At 62.9% G+C, this 12,334-nt stretch carries 12 protein-coding genes and 1 tRNA gene; 7 read left to right on the top strand and 6 right to left on the bottom strand.

All coding sequences use genetic code 11. From position 1 onward, the window contains the following. Positions 1 to 36: 36 nt before the first annotated feature. Positions 37 to 927 carry a LysR family transcriptional regulator gene (locus tag P9272_RS25705; RefSeq protein WP_278162716.1) on the bottom strand — a complete coding sequence of 297 codons (891 nt, stop codon included), beginning with the start codon at positions 925 to 927 and terminating at the stop codon, positions 37 to 39. Positions 928 to 1,053: 126 nt separating this feature from the next. On the opposite strand from P9272_RS25705, the gene ygiD reads away from it, so the two are divergent. From ygiD to P9272_RS25685, 4 genes are all read left to right on the top strand, one after another. Continuing rightward, complete coding sequence (ygiD, locus tag P9272_RS25700; protein ID WP_278162738.1) at positions 1,054 to 1,878, top strand: 4,5-DOPA dioxygenase extradiol; 825 nt, start codon at positions 1,054 to 1,056, stop codon at positions 1,876 to 1,878. Positions 1,879 to 1,904: 26 nt separating this feature from the next. Beyond that, positions 1,905 to 2,873: a glutathione S-transferase family protein gene (locus tag P9272_RS25695; RefSeq protein WP_278162715.1), complete on the top strand. Its 969-nt coding sequence runs from the start codon at positions 1,905 to 1,907 to the stop codon at positions 2,871 to 2,873. Beyond that, positions 2,873 to 3,469, top strand: a complete 597-nt coding sequence (locus tag P9272_RS25690; protein ID WP_278162714.1) for a dienelactone hydrolase family protein — start codon at positions 2,873 to 2,875, stop codon at positions 3,467 to 3,469. The genes P9272_RS25695 and P9272_RS25690 overlap by 1 nt, the downstream gene beginning before the upstream one ends. Positions 3,470 to 3,778: 309 nt before the next feature. Beyond that, a complete protein-coding gene (locus P9272_RS25685) occupies positions 3,779 to 3,955 on the top strand; it encodes a Flp family type IVb pilin (protein WP_278162713.1) in 177 nt (58 codons plus the stop codon). 377 nt (positions 3,956 to 4,332) lie between these two features. Here P9272_RS25685 and P9272_RS25680 read toward each other — a convergent pair. Further along, positions 4,333 to 4,422 (bottom strand) — tRNA-Ser (locus P9272_RS25680). A gap of 263 nt (positions 4,423 to 4,685) precedes the next feature. On the opposite strand from P9272_RS25680, the gene P9272_RS25675 reads away from it, so the two are divergent. The 3 genes from P9272_RS25675 (at position 4,686) to rimO (ending at position 7,436) form a co-directional block, all read left to right on the top strand. Continuing rightward, positions 4,686 to 5,093: a DUF930 domain-containing protein gene (locus tag P9272_RS25675; protein WP_278162712.1), complete on the top strand. Its 408-nt coding sequence runs from the start codon at positions 4,686 to 4,688 to the stop codon at positions 5,091 to 5,093. 168 nt (positions 5,094 to 5,261) lie between these two features. After that, positions 5,262 to 5,945, top strand: coding sequence for a TerC family protein (locus P9272_RS25670; protein WP_128260131.1), 684 nt, complete (start codon positions 5,262 to 5,264; stop codon positions 5,943 to 5,945). A gap of 177 nt (positions 5,946 to 6,122) precedes the next feature. Further along, positions 6,123 to 7,436, top strand: coding sequence for a 30S ribosomal protein S12 methylthiotransferase RimO (rimO, locus tag P9272_RS25665; protein ID WP_278162710.1), 1,314 nt, complete (start codon positions 6,123 to 6,125; stop codon positions 7,434 to 7,436). Positions 7,437 to 7,517: 81 nt separating this feature from the next. Here the strand turns inward: rimO and P9272_RS25660 are convergent, their stop codons facing one another. The 4 genes from P9272_RS25660 to P9272_RS25645 are packed head-to-tail and all read right to left on the bottom strand — an operon-like array spanning position 7,518 to position 12,258. Continuing rightward, positions 7,518 to 8,585 (bottom strand): BMP family ABC transporter substrate-binding protein, encoded by a 1,068-nt coding sequence (locus P9272_RS25660; RefSeq protein WP_128260133.1) that lies wholly within the window; start codon positions 8,583 to 8,585, stop codon positions 7,518 to 7,520. A gap of 51 nt (positions 8,586 to 8,636) precedes the next feature. Continuing rightward, entirely contained in the window at positions 8,637 to 9,557 is a 921-nt protein-coding gene (locus P9272_RS25655; RefSeq protein WP_040994779.1) for an ABC transporter permease, read from the bottom strand. Next, complete coding sequence (locus P9272_RS25650; protein ID WP_128260135.1) at positions 9,557 to 10,684, bottom strand: ABC transporter permease; 1,128 nt, start codon at positions 10,682 to 10,684, stop codon at positions 9,557 to 9,559. Before P9272_RS25650 ends, P9272_RS25655 begins: the two co-directional genes overlap by 1 nt. Further along, positions 10,681 to 12,258, bottom strand: a complete 1,578-nt coding sequence (locus tag P9272_RS25645) for an ABC transporter ATP-binding protein (protein WP_278162709.1) — start codon at positions 12,256 to 12,258, stop codon at positions 10,681 to 10,683. The genes P9272_RS25650 and P9272_RS25645 overlap by 4 nt, the downstream gene beginning before the upstream one ends. Positions 12,259 to 12,334 lie beyond the last annotated feature (76 nt).

Below are 12,334 nucleotides of genomic sequence, written 5' to 3'. Positions count from 1 at the left end.
CCACAACAGGGCGAGATTGTGGCACGCGTCCACACTTCAGATCACTCCGCGCCTTTCGGCCACGACATAGTCTATCAGGCTGCGGACCTTGCGCGGCAATACCCGCCCTTCAAGCCAAACCATCGAAACGGGCGAGGCCGGGTTGGAATAGCCGGGCAGCACCTGGACGAGTCCCATGGATCTCATGTCCGCGCCGATCACGAACCGCGGACAAAACGAGATGCCGAGACCAGCCCGCGCCAGATCCAGCGCCACTTGCGCGGAGTTCACCATGAAGCGGGCATGAACGGGGAATTCCTCGGTCCGCCCGCCATGTTCCAGCGGCCAGTGCATGGCATCGCGGCGGTTTGTGTCCACGATGCAGTCGTGCCGCAACAGATCCCTGGGGCTTTCGGGAGTTCCTCGGCGAGCGATATAGTCCGTCGAAGCGAGCATGATGCTCGAGATCGTGCCGAGCTTGCGGGTCACCAGCGACCTTTGGTTCGACTCGCCGATGCGGAAGGCCACATCCACCCCGCGAGCGGCAAGGTCGATATAGGCATCGTCCAGTTGCAGGTCGATCACCAGATCGGGATGGTTCATCGCAAAGCCACGCAGGAGTGCCTGCACATGCGTCTGACCGAATGTCACCGGCGCCGATACCCGCAGGCTCCCCGAAAGCCCTTTTCCCTCCTCGGAAAAGCTCGCAAGCAGGTCGTCGATGTCATCGAGCAGCGCCGGTGCCCGCCGCAGCAGATCCTCGCCCTCGGGCGTGATGCCGACGCGCCGGGTCGTGCGCTGCAGAACCCTCACGCCAAGCCGCTCCTCCAGCGCGGCCACATATTTCGACGTCAGCCTGTTGGATATGCCCAGGCGTTCGGCCGCCTGGCTGAACGAACCGGCCCGCGCGGTCGCCACGAAGGCCCGCAAACAATCGAGAAAGTCCATACCACCTCGCCACAGTGAGAACATTCTGTTCTCACTTATTCATAACATACGTCATTTTATTCTCAAATCTCCGATGACATATTGCTGCAGACAGGCGCTGAAGGGCGCCGCCAGACATTGAAGGAGATGGAGATGAGTCTTCCCGCGTCGATGCAGGATCTGGAGAGTCGGCTGAAAGCGTCGGACCGGATGCCGGTGGTGTTCCTCGGCCACGGCTCGCCGATGAACGCGATCGAGGACAATGCCTATTCCCGTTCCTGGAGCGATTTGGGCAAGGCGTTGCCACGGCCGCAGGCGATCCTGGTGGTGTCGGCTCACTGGATGACGCGCGGCACGACGCTGGTCGACGTCTCGGCCCTGCCTCGCACGATTCACGATTTCTACGGCTTCCCGCCAGAACTCCAGTCCGCGCAATACCCGGCCCACGGAGCGCCGGAACTCGCGCGAGAAGTGGTCAGCCTGCTCGCCAGCCATCATGCGGAGGCCGACGACACCTGGGGCCTGGACCACGGCGCCTGGTCGGTGCTGACGAAACTCTATCCCGATGCCAATGTGCCGGTGTTCCAGCTCTCGATCGACATGTCGAAGGATCTGGACTGGCATCTGCAGATCGGCAAGGAGCTGACCGAGCTGCGCGGCAAGGGCGTGCTGATCCTCGGCTCGGGCAACGTGGTGCACAACCTGCGCGCCATGCGCTGGGGTGGCGAGCCCTATGACTGGGCGGTCGAGTTCGACAGCTTCTTTGCCGACCGGCTGGCGGCGCGCGACTTCGCGGCGCTGGCCGACCGGCAGCTGATGGGCAGTCTGTTCGCCATGGCCCAGCCGACGCCCGACCACTACCTCCCGGCCCTCACGGCCGCCGGCGTGACCGACGAAAAGGACCAACTGACCTTCATGAACGACTCCATCGACATCGCCTCGGTGTCAATGCGCAGCTTCATTTTCCACTGACCGCCTGCGCGCCGAAAGGAATCCGAATGCTTATCGATGGAAAATGGACCGAGGACTGGCAACCCGTCCAGGCGACCGACGCCAAGGGCGGCTTCGTGCGCCAGGCCTCGACCTTCCGCAACTGGATCACGCCGGACGGCAGCGCGGGTCCGAGCGGAACGAACGGGTTCAAGGCCGAACCCGGGCGTTACCACCTTTATGTCGCCCTGATCTGCCCCTGGGCTTCGCGCACGCTCATCGCGCGCAAGCTGAAGGGGCTCGAGGACGTCGTGTCACTGTCGATCGTGGAGCCAGAGCTCGGCACGCAGGGGTGGCGTTTTTCCTCGCCGGACCCGGTGAACGGAGCAACATGGCTGCATGAGATCTACACCAGCGCCGATCCGCATGTGTCGGGCCGGGCCACGGTGCCGGTGCTGTGGGACAAGCAGCGCGGCGCCATCGTCAACAATGAATCCGCCGAGATACTGCGCATGTTCAACTCGGGTTTCGGCAGTCTGGCCTCGGGCCCCGATCTCTACCCCGAGCCGCTGAGGGCGGGAATCGATACGCTGAACGCCCTGATCTACCGGCGGCTGAACAACGGCGTCTATCGCGCGGGCTTCGCCACGACACAGGTTGCCTATGAGGAAGCCTTTCGCGACGTATTCGCGCAACTTGACGAACTCGATGCGCGGCTGGCGATGGGCGGACCGTGGCTGATGGGAAAAGCCTTCACCGAGTCGGACATCCGGCTGTTCGTGACGCTGGTCCGCTTCGATGCCGCCTATCATGGCTTGTTTAAAACCAATCTTCGCCGCATCGCGGATTACCCCGCGCTGTCGGCCTATCTCGCTCGCATGCTTGACGTGCCGGGGGTGCGCGGGGCGGTCAGCATCGACCACATCAAGCGTGGCTACTATTCCATCAAGCGGCTGAACCCGACCGGCATCGTGCCCGTTGGACCCGACCTGCCGGGGCTCGATCCAGTGGCCGGCCGCCTGAAAGAGGCAGCGTGATGGCCGTCTCCCTGGTCATATTGCTGCATGGCGTCGGCAGCCGGGGCGCCGATATGACGCCGCTGGCGGACTACCTCGCGCCGTGTCTGCCCGATGCCGCCTTCGAAGCGCCCGACGGCCCCGACCCTTTCGATCAGGGCGGCCCGGGACGGCAGTGGTTCTCGATCTCGGGCGTCACGGAGGCCAACCGGGCCGGGCGCATCGCCGCCGCGCGGCCGGCTTTCGACGCCGCCGTGTCCGCGCTGATCGAACGACACGGCCTGAGCGGCCACGCCGAGCGCGTGGCGCTGCTGGGCTTCTCGCAAGGCGCCATCATGGCGCTCGATGCGATCGCCTCCGGTAGTTGGAGATTTGGCGCCGTGATCAGCTTCTCCGGCCGACTCGCGAGGCTGGCCCCGCTTGCCCCTTCGCCCCGAACAAAGGTTCTGCTGCTGCATGGTGCCGCCGATCCGGTGATCCCGCCGACCGAGGCGCAGAGCGCGCACAAACGTCTTTCCGCCGCGGGCGCCGACATTTCCTTGAGTCTGCTGCCGGGCCTTGGCCATTCGATCAGTCGCGAGGGGCTCGACCTAGCGGCCGCCCATCTGGCGGCATGAGCCTGAGGGCTGCGATTGGCCGCCAACTGGGTACCGCCGCCAAGATTTGCGAATCCGTAGTCGCCAGAGGAGCTTAGCCAGCGTCTTTGCCGTCGCCTTCCTTCCAGGGTGTCCAGCCCTTGCCGGGCCGCTTGGTCAAATCACTGTCGCGCATGCTGGATGATGCATAAGTCGTGACTTATCGGCAATCCCATTCCCTGCAGCCCGCCGAGCTTTTCTAACTTCGACAAAAACCAGAAACCTCCCTTTACCTTATCTAAATTAGCAATAACTCATTCTTGCGTGATCGGCAGTCGGGGCTTGTGCAAAATGCAATTGATAGCGAGTTTTCTGCGTGACGATTCCGGAGCAACGGCCATCGAGTATGGTTTGATTGCAGCGCTTATCGCCTTGGGAATCATGGTTGGGGCAACCTCACTGGGCGGCGCGCTAAATGCCGAGTTTGTGTCGATTGCCTCCGCTGTTAACAGCGCCAGTTCGCCGTGAGGGCGCGTTAAGGCTGCGGGCAAGGCATGAGTCGCTTCGCGATCTGGGTTGCCGTGGGAGTGGTGATCCTAGTGATCCTTTATCTGCTCCAATGGCACGGCATGATCAGATTCTAGGATGCTCTGCTCATCCTCTTGAAGTGTCGGGCCGCTCATGGGCAAGGCGTCCAGCCGTTCCGCTGCTCCGGCGTCACCGCAGCCCGATCTATCTTAAGAGCGGCAATGGGAGCAAGAGACCACCATTCTTGCCGTTCACGACAACAGGCAAGGAAGTTCCGGCCGATGCTTCTGAGGCTTAGAATCGGGGGGTCAGCGTCGCTTGCTGGCAATGCCGTGATCGGCGCCGATATCGCACTATAAAAGGAGATCGGGGGCGTCTGGCGGAGGGAGTGGGATTCGAACCCACGGTGAACTTGCGCCCACGCCGGTTTTCAAGACCGGTGCCTTAAACCGCTCGGCCATCCCTCCGCTATGGTTTTTCGACCACTTAGGATACTCGCGACCGGCCATTTGGGGGCAGTTGGCACCGACCGGTTCGCGCTTAATTCCTGTAGTGCGGCAGTCAGTGCCGCGTCAACCACCGCGGCCGCACCTTCCTGTTGACCAGGCAGCAAGTGTGCGTAGATGTTCAGCGTGACTGACGGGTTAGCATGGGCGGCGCGGGCTGCAGCGACGATTGCAAACCCAAGTGACATGGTAAAGCAGCGGTTATTTGATTTCTCGGACAAAATATGCTGCCTCTCGCGCCCATGAAGAAGCTCTGCCTGATGGTTCTGGCGTCGCTGACGCCGGTCTTGCCGGCCAAGGCGATGGACAATGCGTTGCGCGCCGGCCTGATGAAACTCGATCCTGAAACCCGCCTCGAGCAGCGGTGCGACGCCGAAGTGCTCGACCGGATCAGCCACGACGACCATAACTACAAAGCCGACCGCGTCGTGGCCTACGCCTTCGCCACGCCGCAGATGAGCGCGGACGCCATCAGGAGCTCTGGCGCCGCTTTCCGCAGCAAGGGCCAATGGTACCGGCTGAAGTTCAAATGCCAGACTGCGCCGGACCATATGCAGGTGCTGCAGTTCCGCTACAAGATCGGCGACGAAATCCCGGAATCCGACTGGGCCAAATATAATCTCTACGACTAGTTTCCGCCCGCCCGCCTGACTGGCGAACACACGAACTTCGTTGAGGGTTTGCACCGGCCGCGCCGTTTTCCGGCGTTGTCCAAACCTGCGTCTTGACGCCAGTGGACCATGCCTTTAGGGCCGTCTGGGTATTGGGCGACCCGCATTTCAGGCAAGGGATTTCTCTCTATGGAAATATTCACTGCCGCAGGTCTTTCAGCTCTCCTCCAAGTCGTCGCAATCGATCTCGCCCTTGCCGGCGACAACGCGATTGTGATCGGTCTCGCGGCCGCCGGCCTTCCGGCCGATCAGCGCAAGCGCGCCATCCTTGTCGGCATCGCGGCAGCCACTGTCCTGCGCATAATCTTTGCCCTCATCACGCAGCGGTTGCTGAGCATCGGCCCGATGCTGCTCATCGCCGGCGGGCTTCTGCTTCTGTGGGTATGCTGGAAGATGTGGCGCGAACTGCGCGTCAGCCACGAGGATGAGCGTGACGCTACGGAGGCGCTATCCAACGGCGACTACAAGGACGGCAAGGTTGCCGGTACGGCGCCCCGCAAGACTTTCTCGCAGGCTGCCTGGCAGATCGTGATTGCCGACGTCTCGATGTCGCTCGACAATGTGCTCGCCGTCGCGGGCGCCGCCATGAAGCATCCGACGGTGCTGATCATCGGGCTGGCCCTATCGATCGCTCTAATGGGTTTTGCCGCATCCTTTGTCGCGCGCCTGCTGCATAGGTACCGCTGGATCGCCTATATCGGTCTGCTGATCATCCTCTACGTCGCGGTGAACATGCTATTGGGAGGCGCCGTGCGGCAGTTCCCCGACCATTTTGCCTTCCTGGCGCCTTGGTTCGGATCGGACGGCCACTAGCACTCTTCAGAAGCGAATGTCTGACGCACTGCCCCTGTTCTGGTCGGCGGCAGTTTGCTTCTGTGCCGAAGCGTGCTATTGCGCCGCGCGAATGGCTTAAAGCCGCGCCGTAGATCGACCTTCAGAGCCTGAGGCTCAATCATCGATCTCGCCATCACCTCTTGGAAAACAAAGTTTATGTCCGCCCCACGCGTCAGTTTCGTCAGTCTTGGATGCCCGAAGGCGCTCGTCGATTCCGAGCGCATCATCACGCGGCTCCGCGCCGAAGGCTATGAGATCGCGCGCAAGCATGACGGCGCCGACCTCGTCGTCGTCAACACTTGCGGCTTCCTCGATTCCGCCCGCGACGAGTCGCTCAGCGCCATTGGTTCCGCGCTTTCCGAAAACGGCCGCGTCATCGTCACCGGCTGCCTCGGCGCCGAGCCGGAGGTCATCCGCGAGAAGCATCCCAATGTGCTGGCGATCACCGGTCCGCAGGCCTATGAGAGCGTGATGGCCGCGGTGCATGAGGCCGCCCCTCCAAGCCACGATCCCTATGTCGACCTTTTGCCGCCGCAGGGCGTGAAGCTAACGCCTCGCCATTTCGCCTATCTGAAGATCTCCGAGGGCTGCAACAACCGCTGCACCTTCTGCATCATACCGGCGCTTCGCGGCGATCTCGTCTCGCGCCCCGCTGGCGACGTGCTGCGCGAAGCCGAGAAGCTCGCCAAGGCAGGCGTCAAGGAGATCCTCGTCATCTCGCAGGACACCAGCGCCTACGGCGTCGACATCAAGTACCAGACGTCAACGTTCGGCGATCGCGAGGTGCGGGCGAAGTTCCTCGACCTTGCCGAGGAGCTCGGCAAGCTCGGCATCTGGATACGCATGCATTATGTGTACCCCTACCCGCATGTCGCCGACGTCATTCCGCTGATGGCTGAAGGAAAGATCCTGCCCTATCTTGACATCCCGTTCCAGCATGCCTCGCCGCAGGTGCTGAAGAACATGCGGCGCCCCGCGCATGGCGAAAAGACGCTGGAGCGCATCCGCGGCTGGCGCGAAGTCTGCCCCGACCTTGCCATCCGCTCGACCTTCATCGTCGGGTTCCCCGGCGAGACGGAGGACGATTTCCAGATGCTGCTCGACTGGCTCGACGAAGCCAAGATCGACCGCGCCGGCTGCTTCAAATACGAGCCGGTCAAGGGCGCGCGCTCCAACGACCTCGGACTGGAGCAGGTGCCGCAGGAGATCAAGGAAGCGCGCTGGCACCGTTTCATGCAGCGCCAGCAGAAGATTTCCGCCGCGCAGCTGGCCAAAAAAGTCGGAAAGCGCCTGCCGGTGCTGATCGACGAGGCGCACGGCACGTCGGCCAAGGGCCGCACCAAATACGACGCGCCGGAGATCGACGGCTCCGTGCACATCCAGTCGCGCCGCCCGCTGCGCGCCGGCGACATCGTCACCGTCAAGATTGACCGCGCGGACGCTTACGATCTTTATGGATCGGCCGTCTGATCGTCTCTAAGGCGAAGGCACACCGAATGAGAAAGGGCGCCGCGCGGCGCCCTTTCCATTTTGACATTGGCAGCTTGCAGCTTACTGCGGCAGCTTGTCGTCGACGCCCTTGACATAGAAATTCATGCCGAGCAGCGTGCCGTCATCGGCAACCTCGCCGTCCTTCAGCCAAGGGGAGCCATCCTGCTTGGAGACCGGCCCGGTGAAGGGATTCCAGCCGCCGGCGATCTTCTTGGTGGTCGCTTCCGCCATCGCCTTGACGTCGTCCGGCATGTTGGTGAAGGGCGCGAGCTTGACGGCGCCGTCCTTGATGCCGAGCCACACATTATCCGGCTTCCAGGTGCCGTCGAGCGCGGCCTGAACGCGGCTGATATAGTAGGGACCCCACTCGTCGGTGAGCGCGGTCAGTTGCGCGTTCGGCGCGAACTTGATCATGTCGGACGACTGGCCGAAGCCGTGCAGCTTGCGCTCCTCGGCGACCTGTAGCGCGGCGGTCGAATCGGTGTGCTGGACGATGATGTCCGCGCCCTGGTCGAACAGGGCCTTGGCGGCATCGGCTTCCTTGCCCGGGTCGAACCAGGAGTTCACCCACACGATCTTCACCTTGAAATCGGGATTGACCGACTGGGCGCCGAGCATGAAGGAGTTGATGCCCATCACCACTTCAGGGATCGGGAAGGACACGATGTATCCGGCAAGGCCCTTCTTCGATTCCTTGGCCGCGATCTGGCCAAGCACGTAACGGCCTTCATAGAAACGGGCGTTATAGATGCCGAGATTCTTGCCGGTCTTGAAGCCGGTGGCATGCTCGAACATCACTTTGGGGAACTTCTTGGCGACCTTCACCTCTGCGTCCATGAAGCCGAAGGACGTGCCGAAGATGATCTTGCAATTCTCGCGCGCCAGGCGCTCGAAGGCGCGGTCGGCGTCCGGACCTTCCGAAACGTTTTCGAGATAGGCGGTTTCGACCTTGTCGCCGAGCGCCTTCTCGACCTCGAGCCGGCCCTGGTCGTGCTGATAGGAATAGCCGAAGTCTCCGATCGGGCCTGTGTAGACCCAGCAGGCCTTCAGCTTGCCCGCCGCCTCGGCGGTCGCCGCAACCGACAGGGCCGCGGCAGTTGCCATCAATGCAATAAGCAGTTTCTTCATTGTGTTACCTCTCTGAGTTAAGCCTTGGAGCTTCCCGTCTTTTTCTTGTCGTCAACGATCCGGAACGAATGGCTGCCCCAACGAAGCCGGCGTGTTCATCATCGTCAGCCGCTTGTTGCGCGAGATTAGAACGAGAACCACGATGGTTGCCAGATAGGGCAGCGAAGAAAGAAACTGTGAAGGCACTGGAATACCAAAAGCCTGTGCATGAAGCTGGCCGATCCACACCGCGCCGAAGATATAGGCGCCGGCCAGCACCCGCCACGGGCGCCAGGAAGCGAACACCACCAGCGCCAGCGCGATCCAGCCCCGCCCCGCGCTCATGTTCTCCACCCATTGCGGGGTATAGACCAGCGACAGGTGCCCACCGGCCAGGCCAGCGCAGGCGCCGCCGAAGATCACGGCGAGATAGCGGTAGCGAATCACCTTGATGCCCAGCGCATGCGCCGACGTGTGGCTGTCGCCGATCGAGCGAAGCGTTAGGCCAGTGCGCGTCCTGAACAGGAACCACATCACTGCCGCGGTCAGTGCGATCGAGATGTAGAAGACCGGATCCTGGCCGAAGATCAACTTCCCGACGACCGGTATCGAGCTGATCCCGGGAATATCGAGATTGGGCAGCCTCACGCCCGGCTGGCCGACGAAGCTGGTACCGATCATGCCGGAGAGGCCGAGGCCGAGCAGCGTCAGCGACAGGCCGGTCGCCACCTGGTTGGTGGCGAGCGACAGCGTCATCACGGCGAACAGCAGCGAGAACAGCGCGCCGACGATGATTGCGGCGAGCAGGCCGATCCAGGGCGACCCGGTGAGATAGCCGGCGCCAAAGCCGCCGACGGCGCCCATGATCATCATGCCCTCGACGCCGAGATTGAGCACGCCCGAGCGCTCGACGACCAGTTCGCCGATCGCCGCGATCAGCAGCGGCGTCGCCGCGGTCGCGATGGTCAAAAGGATGTTGACGGTGATGTCCATCAGCGGGCCTCCTCGAGCTTGGGCGCTGCATCGAGCTTCGCGGCGTCCGGCTTCATCAGTGCCATGCCGATCAGGCGAATGCGGTAGTGGATGAGCGTGTCGCAGCCGAGCACGAAGAACAGAAGCATGCCCTGGAACACGCGCGCCACCTTGTCGGAGATGCCGAGCGCGCTCTGCACGGCCTCGCCGCCGAGATAGGTCAGCGCCAGCACCAGGCCAGCGGCCACGATGCCAAGCGGATTGAGCCTGCCGAGGAAGGCGACGATGATGGCGGTGAAGCCGTAGCCGGGCGAGATCACCGGCTGCAACTGGCCGATGGCGCCGGAGACTTCCGAGATGCCCGCCAGACCGGCCAGCGCGCCGGAGAGAAGGAAGCTAAAGAACACCATCCGGTTGAAGCCGAAGCCTGCGAAGCGCCCAGCCCTTGGGCTTGAGCCCAGCACCCGCACCTCGAAGCCTTTCAGCATGCGGCTCATCATCAGCCAGATCGCTACCGCGGCGACCAGGGCGAAGACGAAGCCCCAATTGGCGCGGCCGGCATCGGGCATGAGCTGGGGCAAGGTTGCCGAGTCGCTGAACTGGATGGTCTGCGGAAAGCCATGGCCCTGCGGATCGCGCCACGGGCCGCGCACCAGCCAGTCGAGGAAAAGCTGCGCGACATAGACCAGCATCAGGCTGGTCAGGATCTCGTTCGTGCTGAAGCGCGTCTTCAAGAAAGCCGGGATCGATGCATAAAAAGCGCCGCCAACCATGCCGAGCAGGAGCATCAGCGGGATCACCAGCGGGCCTTCGAATTGCGGGAACAGCACCGGGATGATGGAGCCGAAGATCGCTCCGAAGATGAACTGGCCTTCGGCGCCGATGTTCCAGATATTGGCCTTGTAGCAGACCGACAGGCCAACCGCGATCAGGATGAGAGGCGCCGCCTTGATGGCCAGCTCGTGCAACTGCCAGACTTCGCTGACCGGCTGGATGAAATAGATGTTGAATGCATCCAGCGGATTGACGCCGAGCAAGGCGAACATGATGCCGCCGGCAATGATCGTCAGCGCAAAGGCAATGAAGGGCGACAGCACCGAAAACAGCGCCGAGCGCTGCGGACGTTTGACCAGTTCGATGCGCATCATGCCATCTCCAGGCTGTGTTCGGCGTGGCCGGGCTCGGCGCCACCCATCAAGAGGCCGATCTTCTCGAAAGTCGCCTCGGCGATCGGCAGCGGCGCCGACAATTCCCCGTTGTGCATGACCGCGATCGCATCCGACAGCTCGAACAATTCGTCGAGATCCTGGCTGATGACGAGGACGGCGGAGCCGCTGCGGGCAAGCTCGATCAGGGCTTGGCGAATGCGAGCGGCCGCACCTGCGTCCACGCCCCAGGTAGGCTGGTTGACGATCATGACGCTCGGCTTGCGGTCGAGTTCGCGTCCGACGATGAATTTCTGCAGATTGCCGCCCGAGAGCGCGGCCGCCTCCGGATCTGGCGCGCTCTTGCGCACGTCCATGGCGGTGATGATGCGCTGGGCGGCGTTATAGACGGCGCTGTTCTTGACCATGCCGCCGGAACCGACGAACGACTTGCCGTCCGTGGCGTGACGCGAAAGCAGGAGGTTCTCCGAAAGCTTCATGCGCGGGGCTGCGCCGTGTCCCAGGCGCTCTTCCGGCACAAAGGCAGCGCCCATCAGTCGCCGGCCGGTGATGGAGAGCGCGCCGGCGTCCTTGCCGCGGATACGCACCGAACCCGCATCCTGCTGCGGCACTTCGCCGGAGACGGATTCGAAGAACTCGCCCTGGCCGTTACCGGCCACGCCGGCGATGCCGATCACTTCGCCGGCGCGCACGGTGAGATTGATGTTCTTCAGCGGGATGGCAAAGGGCGTCGCCGGCTTGCGCGTCAGCCCACGGATTTCCAGCAACGCCGGCGCAGTCTCGATGCCTTCGGCCGGCGCGCGCTCCACGGCTTTTACCTCGCTGCCGACCATCATGCGGGCAAGCGATGCGGCCGTCTCCTGGCGCGGGTTGCAGTGGCCGACCACCTTGCCGTGACGCAGGACGGTGGCACTGTCGCAGATGCGTTTGACCTCTTCCAGCCGGTGCGAAATATAGAGGATCGATTTGCCTTCCGCGCGCAGCCGCTCCAGCGTTTCGAACAGTTTGTCGGCCTCCTGCGGCGTCAGCACTGAGGTCGGCTCGTCGAGGATGATGAGCTGCGGTGTCTGCAAGAGGCAGCGGATGATCTCGATGCGCTGGCGTTCGCCGACGGAAAGGTCGCCGACCAGGGAGTCCGGATCGAGCGGCAGCCCATAGCTGAAGGACAGCGCCCTCGCCTTCGCGGCGATGGTGCTGATCGGCGAACCGTCATTGAGCGAAAGCGCGATGTTTTCGGCCGCCGTCAGCGCCTCGAACAGCGAGAAATGCTGGAACACCATGCCGATGCCGAGCTTCTTCGCCACGCCCGGGCTGGTGATCTTGACCGCCTTGCCGTCCCAGAAGATTTCGCCCGAGTTCGGCTCCAGCGATCCGAACAGCATCTTGACCAGCGTTGACTTGCCGGCGCCGTTCTCGCCGAGCAGCGCGTGGATCTCGCCCCTCGCGATATTGAGATCGATGTGGTCGCACGCCGTCAGCGTGCCGAAAATCTTGGTAAGGCCACGAACCTCAAGCAGGTTTGACCTGTCATGATTTGCACTCACGGTGCCTCCCATCCGGCTTCCCGGATATGTTCTGTGTTCCCGAAAGCATGGTATGCGCGGCCGGCTCCCATCGGAAAGCAGCACCCAA

This window comes from Mesorhizobium sp. WSM4976 (assembly GCF_029625685.1).
Taxonomy (GTDB): Bacteria; Pseudomonadota; Alphaproteobacteria; order Rhizobiales; family Rhizobiaceae; genus Mesorhizobium.
The sequence above is the reverse complement of the archived record's forward strand: the minus strand, read 5'-3'. Positions and strand labels throughout refer to the sequence as shown.

What these genes read in the sequence shown, in the direction of transcription:
- P9272_RS25705 (WP_278162716.1), bottom strand. Translation starts at nt 927, where the DNA reads ATGGACTTTCTCGATTGTTTGCGGGCCTTCGTGGCGACCGCGCGGGCC.
- ygiD (WP_278162738.1), top strand. Translation starts at nt 1,054, where the DNA reads ATGGAGATGAGTCTTCCCGCGTCGATGCAGGATCTGGAGAGTCGGCTG.
- P9272_RS25695 (WP_278162715.1), top strand. Translation starts at nt 1,905, where the DNA reads ATGCTTATCGATGGAAAATGGACCGAGGACTGGCAACCCGTCCAGGCG.
- P9272_RS25690 (WP_278162714.1), top strand. Translation starts at nt 2,873, where the DNA reads ATGGCCGTCTCCCTGGTCATATTGCTGCATGGCGTCGGCAGCCGGGGC.
- P9272_RS25685 (WP_278162713.1), top strand. Translation starts at nt 3,779, where the DNA reads ATGCAATTGATAGCGAGTTTTCTGCGTGACGATTCCGGAGCAACGGCC.
- P9272_RS25675 (WP_278162712.1), top strand. Translation starts at nt 4,686, where the DNA reads ATGCTGCCTCTCGCGCCCATGAAGAAGCTCTGCCTGATGGTTCTGGCG.
- P9272_RS25670 (WP_128260131.1), top strand. Translation starts at nt 5,262, where the DNA reads ATGGAAATATTCACTGCCGCAGGTCTTTCAGCTCTCCTCCAAGTCGTC.
- rimO (WP_278162710.1), top strand. Translation starts at nt 6,123, where the DNA reads ATGTCCGCCCCACGCGTCAGTTTCGTCAGTCTTGGATGCCCGAAGGCG.
- P9272_RS25660 (WP_128260133.1), bottom strand. Translation starts at nt 8,585, where the DNA reads ATGAAGAAACTGCTTATTGCATTGATGGCAACTGCCGCGGCCCTGTCG.
- P9272_RS25655 (WP_040994779.1), bottom strand. Translation starts at nt 9,557, where the DNA reads ATGGACATCACCGTCAACATCCTTTTGACCATCGCGACCGCGGCGACG.
- P9272_RS25650 (WP_128260135.1), bottom strand. Translation starts at nt 10,684, where the DNA reads ATGATGCGCATCGAACTGGTCAAACGTCCGCAGCGCTCGGCGCTGTTT.
- P9272_RS25645 (WP_278162709.1), bottom strand. Translation starts at nt 12,258, where the DNA reads ATGGGAGGCACCGTGAGTGCAAATCATGACAGGTCAAACCTGCTTGAG.